The sequence below is a fragment of the Enterobacter kobei genome (genome assembly GCF_001729765.1).
GTDB classification, from domain to species: Bacteria; Pseudomonadota; Gammaproteobacteria; order Enterobacterales; family Enterobacteriaceae; genus Enterobacter; species Enterobacter kobei.
Map to the genome: position 1 here is coordinate 3,546,448 of NZ_CP017181.1, position 15,898 is coordinate 3,562,345.

The 15,898-nt window shown below is 53.2% G+C and carries 7 protein-coding genes, 1 tRNA gene and 3 rRNA genes; 3 read left to right on the forward strand and 8 right to left on the reverse strand.

Going from position 1 to position 15,898, the window contains the following annotated elements:
• Nucleotides 1–32 precede the first annotated feature (32 nt).
• From BFV64_RS17010 to BFV64_RS17020, 3 genes are all read left to right on the forward strand, one after another.
• The gene (locus tag BFV64_RS17010) at nucleotides 33–2,696 is read left to right on the forward strand and encodes a bifunctional acetate--CoA ligase family protein/GNAT family N-acetyltransferase (protein WP_069602302.1); all 2,664 of its coding nucleotides are present in this window, start codon (nucleotides 33–35) and stop codon (nucleotides 2,694–2,696) included.
• A gap of 110 nt (nucleotides 2,697–2,806) precedes the next feature.
• Nucleotides 2,807–4,162 carry a CDP-diacylglycerol--serine O-phosphatidyltransferase gene (gene pssA, locus BFV64_RS17015; protein WP_023331103.1) on the forward strand — a complete coding sequence of 452 codons (1,356 nt, stop codon included), beginning with the start codon at nucleotides 2,807–2,809 and terminating at the stop codon, nucleotides 4,160–4,162.
• Nucleotides 4,163–4,207: 45 nt separating this feature from the next.
• Nucleotides 4,208–4,531 (forward strand): YfiM family lipoprotein, encoded by a 324-nt coding sequence (locus tag BFV64_RS17020; RefSeq protein WP_014884860.1) that lies wholly within the window; start codon nucleotides 4,208–4,210, stop codon nucleotides 4,529–4,531.
• Here the strand turns inward: BFV64_RS17020 and BFV64_RS17025 are convergent.
• The 8 genes from BFV64_RS17025 to rluD all read right to left on the reverse strand — a co-directional run bounded on the left by BFV64_RS17025 (nucleotide 4,528) and on the right by rluD (nucleotide 15,849).
• Entirely contained in the window at nucleotides 4,528–5,823 is a 1,296-nt protein-coding gene (locus BFV64_RS17025; RefSeq protein WP_069602303.1) for an MFS transporter, read from the reverse strand. The two genes, BFV64_RS17020 and BFV64_RS17025, sit on opposite strands and share 4 nt — an antisense overlap.
• 210 nt (nucleotides 5,824–6,033) lie before the next feature.
• Nucleotides 6,034–6,149, reverse strand: a 5S ribosomal RNA gene (rrf, locus tag BFV64_RS17030).
• 63 nt (nucleotides 6,150–6,212) lie between these two features.
• Nucleotides 6,213–9,117, reverse strand: a 23S ribosomal RNA gene (locus BFV64_RS17035).
• Nucleotides 9,118–9,309: 192 nt separating this feature from the next.
• Nucleotides 9,310–9,385 (reverse strand) — tRNA-Glu (locus tag BFV64_RS17040).
• Between the two features lie 85 nt (nucleotides 9,386–9,470).
• Nucleotides 9,471–11,010: ribosomal RNA gene (locus BFV64_RS17045) — 16S ribosomal RNA — on the reverse strand.
• The 16S, 23S and 5S rRNA genes sit together here with 1 tRNA gene alongside, the layout of an rRNA operon.
• A gap of 426 nt (nucleotides 11,011–11,436) precedes the next feature.
• Nucleotides 11,437–14,010, reverse strand: a complete 2,574-nt coding sequence (gene clpB / locus BFV64_RS17055) for an ATP-dependent chaperone ClpB (protein WP_014884862.1) — start codon at nucleotides 14,008–14,010, stop codon at nucleotides 11,437–11,439.
• Nucleotides 14,011–14,140: 130 nt separating this feature from the next.
• The gene (gene yfiH / locus BFV64_RS17060; protein ID WP_014884863.1) at nucleotides 14,141–14,872 is read right to left on the reverse strand and encodes a purine nucleoside phosphorylase YfiH; all 732 of its coding nucleotides are present in this window, start codon (nucleotides 14,870–14,872) and stop codon (nucleotides 14,141–14,143) included.
• On the reverse strand, nucleotides 14,869–15,849 hold the full coding sequence (gene rluD / locus BFV64_RS17065) for a 23S rRNA pseudouridine(1911/1915/1917) synthase RluD (RefSeq protein WP_014884864.1): 981 nt from the start codon (nucleotides 15,847–15,849) through the stop codon (nucleotides 14,869–14,871). The genes yfiH and rluD overlap by 4 nt, the downstream gene beginning before the upstream one ends.
• Nucleotides 15,850–15,898 lie beyond the last annotated feature (49 nt).

Consider the following 15,898-nt stretch of genomic DNA (forward strand, 5'->3'; position numbering starts at 1 on the left):
CATCAGGTCGCTTGCAATCACGGGAGACTTGCATGAGCCAGCGAGGGTTAGAAGCGCTATTACGTCCTAAATCCATTGCCGTTATCGGCGCATCCATGAAACCGGATCGGGCAGGCTATCTGATGATGCGCAACCTGCTCGCGGGAGGATTTAATGGCCCCGTCATGCCCGTCACGCCGGCTTATAAGGCCGTTCAGGGGGTGCTGGCATGGCCAGATGTGCAGAGCCTGCCTTTTGTGCCGGACCTCGCCGTGCTGTGTACGAATGCGAAACGCAATCTGGAACTGCTGGAAGCACTTGGCAAGAAAGGGTGTAAAACCTGCATTATTCTCTCGTCTCCACCTGAACAGCAACCCGAACTGCTCGCCTACGCCAGCCGCTACCAGATGCGTATCCTTGGCCCGAATAGCCTGGGCCTGCTCGCCCCCTGGCAGGGGTTGAATGCCAGTTTCTCCCCGGTACCGATCCGCAAAGGCAAACTGGCGTTTATCTCGCAGTCGGCTGCAGTATCGAACACTATCCTCGACTGGGCGCAACAGCGCGAAATGGGTTTCTCCTACTTCATTGCCCTGGGCGACAGCCTGGATATCGACGTTGATGAGCTTCTGGATTTCCTGGCTCGTGACAGCAAAACCAGCGCGATACTCCTTTATCTTGAGCATCTGAGCGACGCCCGTCGTTTTGTATCGGCTTCACGAAGTGCTTCGCGCAATAAGCCGATCCTGGTTATCAAAAGCGGTCGCAGTCCTGCTGCCCAGCGTCTCCTGCAGTCTCATTCCGGCATGGATCCCGCCTGGGATGCCGCCATCCAACGCGCGGGGTTACTGCGGGTGCAGGATACGCACGAGCTTTTTTCCGCCGTTGAGACACTCAGCCACATGCGCCCACTGCGTGGCGAGAAGTTAATGATTGTCAGCAATGGTGCGGCCCCTGCTGCGCTTGCGCTGGATGAACTGTGGCTGCGCAACGGAAAGCTGGCAACGCTGGGTGAAGAGACACTTCGACGCCTCAGAGAGGTGCTTCCGACAAGCGTGATGCCCGGCAATCCGCTTGATTTGCGCGATGACGCCAGCAGCGATCGCTATATTCGGGCTATCTCAATTTTGCTGGATAGTCAGGACTTCGATGCATTGATGATTATCCACTCCCCCAGCGCAGTCGCGCCGGGCAGTGAAAGTGCGCGCGCGTTAATTGAAGCTGTACGCAACCATCCGCGCGGCAAATATGTCACTCTGCTGACAAACTGGTGCGGTGAGTTTTCATCTCAGGAGGCACGACGTCTGTTCAGCGAAGCCGGTCTGCCAACCTACCGTACGCCGGAAGGGACTATCACCGCATTTATGCATATGGTGGAATATCGCCGCAATCAGAAGCAGCTACGCGAAACCCCGGCGCTACCTGGTAACCTGACGGCGAATACCGTCGACGTTCATCGACTCTTGCTGCAGGCTATTGAAGAGGGCGCGACATCGCTTGATACGCATGAAGTGCAGCCCATTCTGGGCAGCTACGGGATGCAAACCCTGCCAACCTGGATCGCCAGCGACAGCGCCGAGGCAGTACATATTGCGGAGCAGATTGGCTATCCGGTCGCTCTTAAGCTGCGCTCTCCCGATATACCGCATAAATCAGATGTTCAGGGTGTCATGCTGTATCTGCGTACGGCAACGGAGGTACAGCAGGCAGCTGATGCCATTTTTGATCGCGTTAAGATGGCCTGGCCGCAGGCCCGGATCCACGGACTGCTGGTACAAAGCATGGCTAACCGCGCAGGCGCTCAGGAACTACGAGTCGTGGTAGAGCACGATCCCGTCTTCGGCCCGCTTATTATGCTGGGAGAAGGTGGCGTAGAGTGGCACCCGGAGGAACAGGCTGTCGTTGCTTTACCGCCGCTGAACATGAACCTCGCGCGCTATCTGATCATTCAGGCGATTAAAAGCAAAAAGATCCGTGGCCGCAGTGCCTTGCGTCCGCTCGATATTGCCGGGTTAAGTCAATTCCTGGTGCAGGTTTCTAATCTGATCGTGGATTGTGCCGAGATCCAGCGGCTGGATATCCATCCGCTACTCGCTTCCGGCAATGAGTTTACGGCGCTGGACGTGACGCTGGATATCGCGCCCTTCGAAGGGGACAGAGAGAGCCGCCTGGCAATCCGTCCATATCCTCTGCATCTGGAGGAGTGGGTAGAGATGAAAAACGGGGAACGCGTCCTGTTCCGCCCAATTCTGCCGGAAGATGAACCCCAGCTGCGGGCCTTTATCTCTCAGGTTACAAAAGAAGATCTCTACTACCGCTATTTTAGCGAAATCAACGAATTTACCCACGATGATTTAGCCAATATGACCCAGATCGACTACGATCGAGAAATGGCGTTTGTTGCCGTGCGTCGTGCAGGTCATGATGATGAGATCCTCGGCGTCACGCGAGCCATTTCTGACCCGGATAATGTCGATGCGGAGTTTGCCGTGCTGGTGCGCTCCGATCTTAAAGGCCTGGGGCTGGGTAGACGACTGCTGGAAAAACTCATCAGTTATACGCGAGATCACGGATTGTTGCGCCTGAATGGCATTACTATGCCAAACAATCGCGGTATGGTGACCCTGGCGCGAAAACTCGGATTTGACGTTGATATTCAGCTGGAGGAAGGTATTGTTGCCTTGTCCCTCGTCCTGACATCAGCAGACAAACACGAGTAACCTACTGGAAATGTTACCCACTTTGGACGGGACTGGTGGTATCATTGTCCGCTTATGTTGTTTGCATGGTACAGACAACCCTTCAATGAACAGAGAAGAAACGCACTGTGATGTTGTCAAAATTTAAGCGTAATAAACATCAACAACACCTTGCTCAACTACCGAAGATTTCTCAGTCAGTTGATGATGTAGAGTTCTTTTATGCTCCCGCTCATTTTCGGGAAACGCTTCTGGAAAAGATTGCCAGCGCCACGCGACGCATTTGCATTGTGGCCCTGTATCTTGAACAAGATGAAGGCGGTCGTGCGATCCTCAACGCACTCTATGAAGCTAAACGTCAGCGTCCGGAACTGGATGTTCGCGTACTGGTTGACTGGCATCGCGCTCAGCGTGGCCGTATCGGCGCAGCCGCTTCCAATACTAATGCAGACTGGTATTGCCGCACGGCGCAGGAAAATCCTGGCGTCGATGTCCCTGTTTATGGCGTACCCGTTAATACCCGTGAAGCACTCGGTGTCCTTCATTTTAAAGGGTTCATCATTGATGACAGCGTCCTGTACAGCGGCGCAAGCCTGAATGATGTCTACCTTCATCAGCTCGATAAATATCGCTACGACCGCTACCACCTGATTCGTAATCCACAGATGGCCGATATCATGTTCAACTGGGTTGATAAAAACCTGGTACACGGTCGTGGGGTTAATCGCCTTGACGATCCTGAGCGTCCTAAAAGCCCGGAGATCAAAAATGATGTTCGCGCTTTCCGCCAGGAGTTGCGCGATGCGGTCTACCATTTTCAGGGCGATGCGAACAACGAAGAGTTATCTGTTACCCCGCTGGTAGGGCTCGGCAAATCAAGCCTGCTGAACAAAACGATCTTCCATTTGATGCCATGCGCAGAGCAGAAACTCACCATCTGTACGCCATACTTCAACCTTCCTGCCGTGCTGGTGCGAAATATCATTCAGCTACTGCGCGACGGTAAAAAAGTGGAAATTATCGTCGGCGATAAAACAGCAAACGACTTTTTCATCCCTGAAGACCAGCCGTTCAAAATCATCGGTGCGCTGCCTTATCTTTATGAGATTAACCTGCGTCGTTTCCTGAGCCGTTTACAGTACTACGTCAACACTGACCAGTTGGTTGTGCGTCTGTGGAAAGATGAAGACAACAGTTACCACCTGAAAGGAATGTGGGTCGACGATGAGTGGATGCTGCTGACCGGTAACAACCTTAACCCACGCGCCTGGAGACTGGATCTGGAAAACGCCATTCTCATCCATGACCCGCAGCATGAGTTAGCCGCCCAGCGTGAACGTGAGCTGGAGTTGATTCGCACGCATACTACGGTGGTTAACCATTACCGCGAACTACAGAGCATTGCCGATTATCCGGTGAAAGTCCGTAAGTTGATCCGCCGTTTACGTCGTATCCGTATCGACCGACTTATCAGCCGTATTCTGTAATGTCAGAGCCCTGTCACCCGCAGGGCTTTTTTATGGAGCCCGTTGATGCGTACTTCTCTGCTACTGAGCGTCCTCTTTCTGAGTGGCTGCAGCCATATGGCCAACGATAGCTGGTCCGGACAGGATAAGGCTCAGCACTTCCTCGCCTCCGCAATGCTGTCTGCAGCCGGTAACGAATATGCACAGCATCAGGGATACAGCCGGGACCGGAGCGCAGCGATAGGATTGATGTTCTCAGTAAGCCTTGGAGCATCAAAAGAACTGTGGGATAGCCGCCCCGCGGGGAGCGGCTGGAGCTGGAAAGATTTCGCCTGGGACGTCGCCGGTGCAACCACCGGCTATGCCGTCTGGCAGATGGCGCATTATTAAAGACGAATGCCCTTCCCTTTGCGATGCAGCATCAGGGAGACAATAAAGGCCAGCGCCCCCATTACCGTCACGTACCAGAAGAATGTCGTTTCACTTCCCCATGATTTAAGAGACAACGCTACATACTCCGCCGATCCGCCAAACAGCGCATTGGCTACCGCATAAGAGAGCCCTACCCCTAGCGCTCGTACCTGTGCCGGGAACATTTCGGCTTTCAGTATTCCGCTGATCGAGGTGTAGAAACTGACAATCACCATCGCCAGCATCACCAGTGCAAATGCGGCATATGGCGAGGAGACATGCTGAAGGGCTGTCAAAATAGGGACAGTAAACAGCGCTGACAGCCCACCAAAGATCAGCATTGACGTACGGCGACCAATCTTATCGGAAAGCGCACCGATAATCGGTTGTATGAGCATAAAGACAAAAAGTGCCACTGTCATAACAACGCTGGCGACGTTTGCGTGCATTCCGGTGGTGTTCACCAGATACTTTTGCATATAGGTGGTGAAAGTGTAAAAACTGAGAGAGCCGCCCGCAGTGAAGCCCAGCACCATCAGGAAAGCTTTGCGGTTTCGCCATAATCCTTTGAATGTTCCCGCCTCCTTTAGCGTCCTGACCTCTTTCTGCGAGGTTTCATCTAACTGACGGCGTAACCAAAGTGCGACAATCGCCAGTGCTGCGCCCAGTGCGAAAGGAATTCGCCATCCCCATGTGTGAAGTTGTTCGTCTGTCAGGATCTGCTGCAGGATCACCACCACAAGAATCGCCAGCAATTGACCACCAATGAGTGTGACGTACTGGAATGAGGCGTAAAAACCTTTGCGGCCTTCCAGGGCAACTTCACTCATGTAGGTCGCACTGGTACCGTATTCACCGCCCACCGATAGTCCCTGGAATAAGCGAGCCAGCAAAAGCAGCGCAGGCGCCCATGTCCCGATCGATTCATACCCTGGTAAGCAGGCGATCACCAGAGATCCAAAGCACATCATACAAACCGAGATCAGCATGGAGGCCTTGCGCCCGCGACGATCCGCAATACGCCCAAACAGCCAGCCCCCAATGGGTCGCATTAAGAATCCGGCGGCAAATACCCCTGCCGTTTGTAGTAGCTGTGTTGTGGTGTTGCCGGACGGGAAGAAGATATGTGCGAAGTAGAGTGAACAGAATGAGTAGACGTAGAAGTCAAACCATTCAACCAGATTCCCGGAAGAGGCGCTGACGATTGCCCATACCCTTCTTCGGGTATCACTGTTAGCCAGCGTCCCGTTTGATGTAATACTTTCTGTCATTGTGATTATGCTCCTGCCATAAACAGCGGTGTATTGAGCCAGGAGACTCAATTACCTCGTAAATGAAATGTTATAATTTTGTTATAAATAACATTGAGACAGGGATCACACATTCCATTAGCAGGGTAAGAGATTAAGAGAAAGGCCAGGGGAAAAAAACCCAAAGCAAAAAACCCCGCACCTTACGGTACGGGGTTCTTCTTGATTGATGCCTGGCAGTTCCCTACTCTCACATGGGGAGACCCCACACTACCATCGGCGCTACGGCGTTTCACTTCTGAGTTCGGCATGGGGTCAGGTGGGACCACCGCGCTAAAGCCGCCAGGCAAATTCTGTAATCTGTATCAGCTGAAAATCGTCTCTCACCGCCAAAACAGCTTCGGCGTTGTAAGGTTAAGCCTCACGGTTCATTAGTATCGGTTAGCTCAACGCATCGCTGCGCTTACACACCCGACCTATCAACGTCGTCGTCTTCAACGTTCCTTCAGGAGACTTAAAGTCTCAGGGAGAACTCATCTCGGGGCAAGTTTCGTGCTTAGATGCTTTCAGCACTTATCTCTTCCGCATTTAGCTACCGGGCAGTGCCATTGGCATGACAACCCGAACACCAGTGATGCGTCCACTCCGGTCCTCTCGTACTAGGAGCAGCCCCCCTCAATTCTCCAGCGCCCACGGCAGATAGGGACCGAACTGTCTCACGACGTTCTAAACCCAGCTCGCGTACCACTTTAAATGGCGAACAGCCATACCCTTGGGACCTACTTCAGCCCCAGGATGTGATGAGCCGACATCGAGGTGCCAAACACCGCCGTCGATATGAACTCTTGGGCGGTATCAGCCTGTTATCCCCGGAGTACCTTTTATCCGTTGAGCGATGGCCCTTCCATTCAGAACCACCGGATCACTATGACCTGCTTTCGCACCTGCTCGAGCCGTCACTCTCGCAGTCAAGCTAGCTTATGCCATTGCACTAACCTCCTGATGTCCGACCAGGATTAGCTAACCTTCGTGCTCCTCCGTTACTCTTTGGGAGGAGACCGCCCCAGTCAAACTACCCACCAGACACTGTCCGCAACCCGGATCACGGGTCTACGTTAGAACACCAGCCATTAAAGGGTGGTATTTCAAGGTTGGCTCCACGCAGACTGGCGTCCACGCTTCAAAGCCTCCCACCTATCCTACACATCAAGGACCAGTGTTCAGTGTCAAGCTATAGTAAAGGTTCACGGGGTCTTTCCGTCTTGCCGCGGGTACACTGCATCTTCACAGCGAGTTCAATTTCACTGAGTCTCGGGTGGAGACAGCCTGGCCATCATTACGCCATTCGTGCAGGTCGGAACTTACCCGACAAGGAATTTCGCTACCTTAGGACCGTTATAGTTACGGCCGCCGTTTACCGGGGCTTCGATCAAGAGCTTCGCGTTACCGCTAACCCCATCAATTAACCTTCCGGCACCGGGCAGGCGTCACACCGTATACGTCCACTTTCGTGTTTGCACAGTGCTGTGTTTTTAATAAACAGTTGCAGCCAGCTGGTATCTTCGACTGATTTCAGCTCCACCCGCAGGGGCTTCACCTACATATCAGCGTGCCTTCTCCCGAAGTTACGGCACCATTTTGCCTAGTTCCTTCACCCGAGTTCTCTCAAGCGCCTTGGTATTCTCTACCTGACCACCTGTGTCGGTTTGGGGTACGATTTCGTGTTACCTGATGCTTAGAGGCTTTTCCTGGAAGCAGGGCATTTGTTACTTCAGCACCGTAGTGCCTCGTCATCACACCTCAGCGTTAAAAAGGTACCGGATTTACCTGGAACCTCCGCCTACATGCTTAAACCGGGACAACCGTCGCCCGGCTAACATAGCCTTCTCCGTCCCCCCTTCGCAGTAACACCAAGTACAGGAATATTAACCTGTTTCCCATCGACTACGCCTTTCGGCCTCGCCTTAGGGGTCGACTCACCCTGCCCCGATTAACGTTGGACAGGAACCCTTGGTCTTCCGGCGAGCGGGCTTTTCACCCGCTTTATCGTTACTTATGTCAGCATTCGCACTTCTGATACCTCCAGCAACCCTCACAGGCCACCTTCAACGGCTTACAGAACGCTCCCCTACCCAACAACGCATAAGCGTCGCTGCCGCAGCTTCGGTGCATGGTTTAGCCCCGTTACATCTTCCGCGCAGGCCGACTCGACCAGTGAGCTATTACGCTTTCTTTAAATGATGGCTGCTTCTAAGCCAACATCCTGGCTGTCTGTGCCTTCCCACATCGTTTCCCACTTAACCATGACTTTGGGACCTTAGCTGGCGGTCTGGGTTGTTTCCCTCTTCACGACGGACGTTAGCACCCGCCGTGTGTCTCCCGTGATAACATTCTTCGGTATTCGTAGTTTGCATCGGGTTGGTAAGCCGGGATGGCCCCCTAGCCGAAACAGTGCTCTACCCCGAAGATGAGTTCACGAGGCGCTACCTAAATAGCTTTCGGGGAGAACCAGCTATCTCCCGGTTTGATTGGCCTTTCACCCCCAGCCACAGGTCATCCGCTAATTTTTCAACATTAGTCGGTTCGGTCCTCCAGTTAGTGTTACCCAACCTTCAACCTGCCCATGGCTAGATCACCGGGTTTCGGGTCTATACCCTGCAACTTAACGCCCAGTTAAGACTCGGTTTCCCTTCGGCTCCCCTATTCGGTTAACCTTGCTACAGAATATAAGTCGCTGACCCATTATACAAAAGGTACGCAGTCACCTAACAAGTAGGCTCCCACTGCTTGTACGTACACGGTTTCAGGTTCTTTTTCACTCCCCTCGCCGGGGTTCTTTTCGCCTTTCCCTCACGGTACTGGTTCACTATCGGTCAGTCAGGAGTATTTAGCCTTGGAGGATGGTCCCCCCATATTCAGACAGGATACCACGTGTCCCGCCCTACTCTTCGAGTTCACAACCTGTGCATTTTCGTGTACGGGACTATCACCCTGTACCGTCGGACTTTCCAGACCGTTCCACTAACACACAAGCTGATTCAGACTCCGGGCTGCTCCCCGTTCGCTCGCCGCTACTGGGGGAATCTCGGTTGATTTCTTTTCCTCGGGGTACTTAGATGTTTCAGTTCCCCCGGTTCGCCTCGTTAACCTATGTATTCAGTTAACGATAGTGTGACGAATCACACTGGGTTTCCCCATTCGGACATCGCCGGGTCAAAGGTTCATATCACCTCGCCGGCGCTTTTCGCAGATTAGCACGTCCTTCATCGCCTCTGACTGCCAGGGCATCCACCGTGTACGCTTAGTCGCTTAACCTCACAACCCGAAGATGTTTCTTTCGATTCATCATCGGTTTGCGAAAATTTGAGAGACTCGAACACACATAACATGTGTGTCGTTTCAATTTTCAGCTTGATCCAGATTTTTAAAGAGCAAATATCTCAAACATGACTCGCAAGTCAGTTTTGAGATACGGGGGTCGGCGACTTTCACTCACGAACCAGCAAGTGGCGTCCCCTAGGGGATTCGAACCCCTGTTACCGCCGTGAAAGGGCGGTGTCCTGGGCCTCTAGACGAAGGGGACACTGAAGTCTCAATCGCAAGACGCCTTGCTATTTACTTTTCATCAGACAATCTGTGTGAGCACTACAAAGGCAGGTTCTTTAAGGTAAGGAGGTGATCCAACCGCAGGTTCCCCTACGGTTACCTTGTTACGACTTCACCCCAGTCATGAATCACAAAGTGGTAAGCGCCCTCCCGAAGGTTAAGCTACCTACTTCTTTTGCAACCCACTCCCATGGTGTGACGGGCGGTGTGTACAAGGCCCGGGAACGTATTCACCGTAGCATTCTGATCTACGATTACTAGCGATTCCGACTTCATGGAGTCGAGTTGCAGACTCCAATCCGGACTACGACGCACTTTATGAGGTCCGCTTGCTCTCGCGAGGTCGCTTCTCTTTGTATGCGCCATTGTAGCACGTGTGTAGCCCTACTCGTAAGGGCCATGATGACTTGACGTCATCCCCACCTTCCTCCAGTTTATCACTGGCAGTCTCCTTTGAGTTCCCGGCCTAACCGCTGGCAACAAAGGATAAGGGTTGCGCTCGTTGCGGGACTTAACCCAACATTTCACAACACGAGCTGACGACAGCCATGCAGCACCTGTCTCAGAGTTCCCGAAGGCACCAATCCATCTCTGGAAAGTTCTCTGGATGTCAAGAGTAGGTAAGGTTCTTCGCGTTGCATCGAATTAAACCACATGCTCCACCGCTTGTGCGGGCCCCCGTCAATTCATTTGAGTTTTAACCTTGCGGCCGTACTCCCCAGGCGGTCGACTTAACGCGTTAGCTCCGGAAGCCACGCCTCAAGGGCACAACCTCCAAGTCGACATCGTTTACGGCGTGGACTACCAGGGTATCTAATCCTGTTTGCTCCCCACGCTTTCGCACCTGAGCGTCAGTCTTTGTCCAGGGGGCCGCCTTCGCCACCGGTATTCCTCCAGATCTCTACGCATTTCACCGCTACACCTGGAATTCTACCCCCCTCTACAAGACTCTAGCCTGCCAGTTTCGAATGCAGTTCCCAGGTTGAGCCCGGGGATTTCACATCCGACTTGACAGACCGCCTGCGTGCGCTTTACGCCCAGTAATTCCGATTAACGCTTGCACCCTCCGTATTACCGCGGCTGCTGGCACGGAGTTAGCCGGTGCTTCTTCTGCGGGTAACGTCAATTGCTGCGGTTATTAACCACAACACCTTCCTCCCCGCTGAAAGTACTTTACAACCCGAAGGCCTTCTTCATACACGCGGCATGGCTGCATCAGGCTTGCGCCCATTGTGCAATATTCCCCACTGCTGCCTCCCGTAGGAGTCTGGACCGTGTCTCAGTTCCAGTGTGGCTGGTCATCCTCTCAGACCAGCTAGGGATCGTCGCCTAGGTGAGCCGTTACCCCACCTACTAGCTAATCCCATCTGGGCACATCTGATGGCAAGAGGCCCGAAGGTCCCCCTCTTTGGTCTTGCGACGTTATGCGGTATTAGCTACCGTTTCCAGTAGTTATCCCCCTCCATCAGGCAGTTTCCCAGACATTACTCACCCGTCCGCCACTCGTCACCCGAGAGCAAGCTCTCTGTGCTACCGTTCGACTTGCATGTGTTAGGCCTGCCGCCAGCGTTCAATCTGAGCCATGATCAAACTCTTCAATTTAAGTTTGATGCTCATGAATTAAACTTCGTAATGAATTACGTATGTTCACTCAGAGACTTGGTATTCATTTATTGTCCGAAGACATTAAGAATCCATGTCACTTTGAGTGCCCACACAGATTGTCTGATAAATTGTTAAAGAGCAGTGCCGCTTCGTTTTCGCTGCGGCGCGGGGTGTGCATATTACGCTCTCCCGCTTCAGAGTCAAGCGTTTATTTTGCTTTTCTCTGCTGACCCGGCGGCTTGTGTGCCGTTGTTCCGTGTCAGTGGAGGCGCATTATAGGGAGTAATTCCGAACCTGCAAGGATAAAGTGAAAATTATTTACTGACTGCTCACTTTCCAGGCAAAACACTTCCCAGACCTCAATTCTCGCCTGGTTTTTAAACAAAAACGAGCCGCAAGCGGCTCGTTTTTGCGTTTTGTGACTTACTGCACTGCCACAATGCGATCGTCGTTGGCTTCCAGACGGATAACTTTGCCCGGAATCAGCTCGCCGGACAGGATCTGCTGCGCCAGCGGGTTTTCGATCTGCTGCTGGATAGCACGTTTCAACGGACGCGCACCATACACCGGATCATAACCGTTCTCGCTCAACAATTTCAGCGCATCGTCAGAGATGTGAATTTCATATCCACGCTCTTCCAGACGTTTGTACAGACGCTGCAGCTGGATCTGCGCAATCGACGCAATGTGTTTCTCACCCAGAGGATGGAACACCACCACTTCATCAATACGGTTGATGAACTCTGGACGGAAGCTATGGCTGACAACCCCCATCACCAGATCCTTCATATGGCCGTAGTCCAGCTCACCGAAACGTTCCTGAATCAAATCAGAACCCAGGTTCGATGTCATAATGACGACCGTATTACGGAAGTCGACCGTTCTCCCCTGCCCGTCAGTCAGACGGCCATCATCCAGCACCTGAAGCAGAATGTTGAACACATCCGGGTGCGCTTTTTCCACCTCATCCAGCAGAATGACGGAATAAGGACGGCGACGCACCGCTTCTGTCAGATAGCCACCTTCTTCATAACCGACATATCCTGGAGGTGCCCCGACCAGACGCGAGACGGAGTGTTTTTCCATAAACTCGGACATGTCGATGCGCACCATCGCATCGTCGCTATCGAACATAAAGTTAGCCAGTGCTTTGCACAGCTCGGTCTTACCGACACCGGTCGGCCCCAGGAACAGGAACGAACCAATCGGGCGATTAGGATCGGACAGCCCCGCACGGCTACGGCGGATGGCATTGGAGACGGCCTCAACCGCCTCGTCCTGACCGATCACGCGCTGATGCAGATCCTGCTCCATACGCAGCAGTTTATCGCGTTCGCTTTCCATCATGCGCGCCACCGGAATACCGGTCCAGCGAGCCAGCACTTCCGCAATTTCTGCATCCGTCACTTTATTACGTAACAGACGCATGGTTTTGCCTTCCGACTGCGTGGCGATCTCAAGCTGTTTTTCCAGCTCAGGGATTTTGCCGTACTGCAACTCGGACATTCGCGCCAGATCGCCCACACGGCGAGCCTGTTCGATGGCAATTTTCGCCTGCTCAAGTTCCGCTTTAATGGTCTGCGTGCCAGACAGTGAAGCTTTCTCGGCTTTCCACTCTTCTTCCAGCTCAGAATACTGACGCTCTTTGTCGTCCAGTTCTTCGTTGAGCATATCGAGGCGTTTCTTACTGGCTTCATCAGACTCTTTCTTCAGCGCCTGCTGTTCCAGCTTGAGCTGAATGATACGACGGTCGAGCCTGTCCAGCTCTTCCGGTTTCGAGTCAATCTGCATACGAATGCTCGACGCCGCTTCATCAATCAGGTCGATCGCTTTATCCGGCAACTGACGGTCAGCAATATAACGGTGCGAAAGCGTCGCCGCCGCCACAATCGCCGGGTCGGTGATTTGCACATGGTGATGCAGCTCATAACGTTCTTTCAGACCACGCAAAATCGCGATGGTATCTTCAACGCTTGGCTCGGCAACAAACACTTTCTGGAAACGACGTTCCAGAGCAGCATCTTTCTCAATGTACTGGCGGTACTCATCCAGCGTCGTGGCGCCAACGCAATGCAGTTCACCACGTGCCAGGGCTGGTTTCAGCATGTTCCCGGCATCCATCGCGCCGTCGGCCTTACCGGCCCCCACCATGGTGTGCAGTTCGTCAATAAACAGAATGACGTTGCCTTCCTGTTTAGCCAGGTCGTTAAGCACACCTTTCAGACGCTCTTCAAACTCACCGCGGTATTTCGCCCCGGCCACCAGCGCCCCCATATCCAGTGCCAGCACGCGGCGACCTTTCAGCCCTTCCGGCACTTCACCGTTTACGATACGCTGCGCCAGCCCTTCAACAATGGCGGTTTTACCCACACCGGGCTCACCAATCAGAACCGGGTTGTTCTTGGTACGACGCTGCAATACCTGAATCGTACGGCGGATCTCTTCGTCACGGCCGATGACCGGGTCAAGTTTGCCCTGCTCAGCACGTTCGGTCAGATCGACCGTAAATTTCTTCAAAGCCTGACGTTGGTCTTCGGCTCCCTGATCGTTCACGCTTTCACCTCCGCGCATTTTCTCAATCGCCTGAGTCACATTGGCGGTGGTTGCACCGGCAGATTTCAGCAGGTCGGTTAAGGTACCGCGTGATTCAAGCGCCGCCAGAACAAACAGCTCTGACGAAATAAAGTTGTCCCCACGTTTTTGCGCCAGCTTGTCGCAAAGGTTCAGCACGCGCACCAGATCCTGAGACGGCTGAACATCACCGCCGGTACCTTCTACCTGCGGTAAACGGCTCAGTGCCTGATCGATAGCGGTGCGTAACTGGCCAGCATTAATGCCAGCAGACGTTAATAAAGGACGTACCGATCCCCCTTCCTGATTCAGCAAGGCGCTCATTAAATGAAGAGGTTCGATGAATTGGTTGTCGTGCCCCAGCGCGAGCGACTGGGCATCGGCAAGAGCAAGCTGGAATTTATTAGTAAGACGATCCAGACGCATAACTCCTCCCATAAACAGGTCAAATTTGCTACTGGAGATTAAATGAGGTCATCCCTCAATTATTCAAGGTTAATGATCTGAATTATGTGAAAAGAAAACGGCACGTTCCGGATCGTCTTGATTCTTTAGGTTATATCAGCCAAATAAAACTTGCCATACGACCCGTAGTCTTGTCGCGGCGATAAGAGAAAAAATCACCCTTTTCAGTGAAAGTACAGCGATCTCCGCCGAAGATCTGCGTGACACCGACGCTATTCAGGCGCTGACGGGCAAGCTGGTAAATATCTGCCAGATATTTTTCACCGGAAGGCTGAAAAGCCTCAGCGGCTTGCGGATCTTTTTCCATGAATGCTTCGCGAACTTCCGGCCCCACTTCAAAAGCACGAGGGCCAATCGCCGGACCCAGCCAGGCCATGATATTGGCGGAATCATCGTTAAAGCAGGCGACGGTCTCTTCCAGCACGCCCTCACACAATCCACGCCAGCCTGCATGCGCGGCAGCCACTTCAGTACCTGCCCGGTTACAGAACAAAACCGGCAGACAATCCGCGGTCATAACGGCACAAACCGTGCCCGGAGTATTGCTGTAAGAGGCGTCTGCGCGTTTAGAAGCGTAAGGTTCTCCCGTCAGCTTCAGCACCGCTTTACCATGAACCTGTTCCAGCCAGACCGGTTTCGAAGGCAGATTCCCCGCAGCAAACAGACGCCTGCGGTTCTCTTCTACATGATCCAGGTTATCGCCACAGTGTGCGCCGAGATTCAACGACTCCCACGCGCCCTGGCTGACTCCGCCAGTACGGGTTGAGCTGCAGGCGGCCACGCCTTCAGGTAGTGGCCACTCCGGGACAATCAGTTTGGTCATAACCAGTCCACATGGTCCTTATGTTCTTCGAAATCAGCACGCATGGCGTCAATCAGTTCCACCATATCCTGTGGGAGAGGCGCATGCCACTCCATCTGAATACCAGTGATGGGGTGATAGAGACGCAGCATGGTCGCGTGCAGCGCCTGACGATCGAACTTGCGCAGTACACTGATGAACTCATCCGATGCGCCTTTTGGCGGACGCGGACGACCACCGTATACCTGATCCCCCACCAGCGGATGGGTAATGTGGGCCATATGAACACGGATCTGGTGCGTACGACCGGTTTCCAGGCGCAGGCGCAGGCGCGTATGAATACGGAAGTGCTCCATAATGCGATAGTGCGTCACCGCTGGTTTCCCCATCGGGTGCACCGACATATGAGTGCGTTTAGTCGGGTGACGGCTAATCGGTTCTTCTACCGTGCCGCCAGCGGTCATGTGGCCAATGGCTACCGCTTCGTATTCACGGGTAATTTCGCGCAGCTGCAGTGATTCCACCAGACGGGTCTGAGCAGGAACGGTCTTTGCCACGACCATCAGACCGGTGGTGTCTTTATCCAGACGGTGAACGATACCCGCGCGCGGGACATCAGCAATCGGCGGATAGTAATGGAGAAGTGCATTAAGTACCGTACCGTCAGGGTTCCCCGCCCCCGGATGAACAACCAGGTCGCGCGGCTTGTTGATTACCAGAATGTCATCATCTTCATAGACGATGTCCAATGGGATATCCTGCGGCTCGAAGCGGATTTCCTCTTCGATTTCAGCATTGATGGCAACAGCTTCCCCACCAAACACTTTCTCTTTTGGTTTGTCCCAGATCTTGCCGTTTACCAGCACGCGCTGGTCAAGGATCCATTCTTTTATGCGTGAACGCGAATAATCAGGGAACAATTCGGCCAAAGCCTGATCTAAGCGTTGACCGAGCTGATTTTCGGAGACTGTTGCGGTGAGTTCTACTCGTTGTGCCATAAACTGCTTCTTTGTTTAACGTTGGGTTTTACGGCTTTGCCGTTTAATA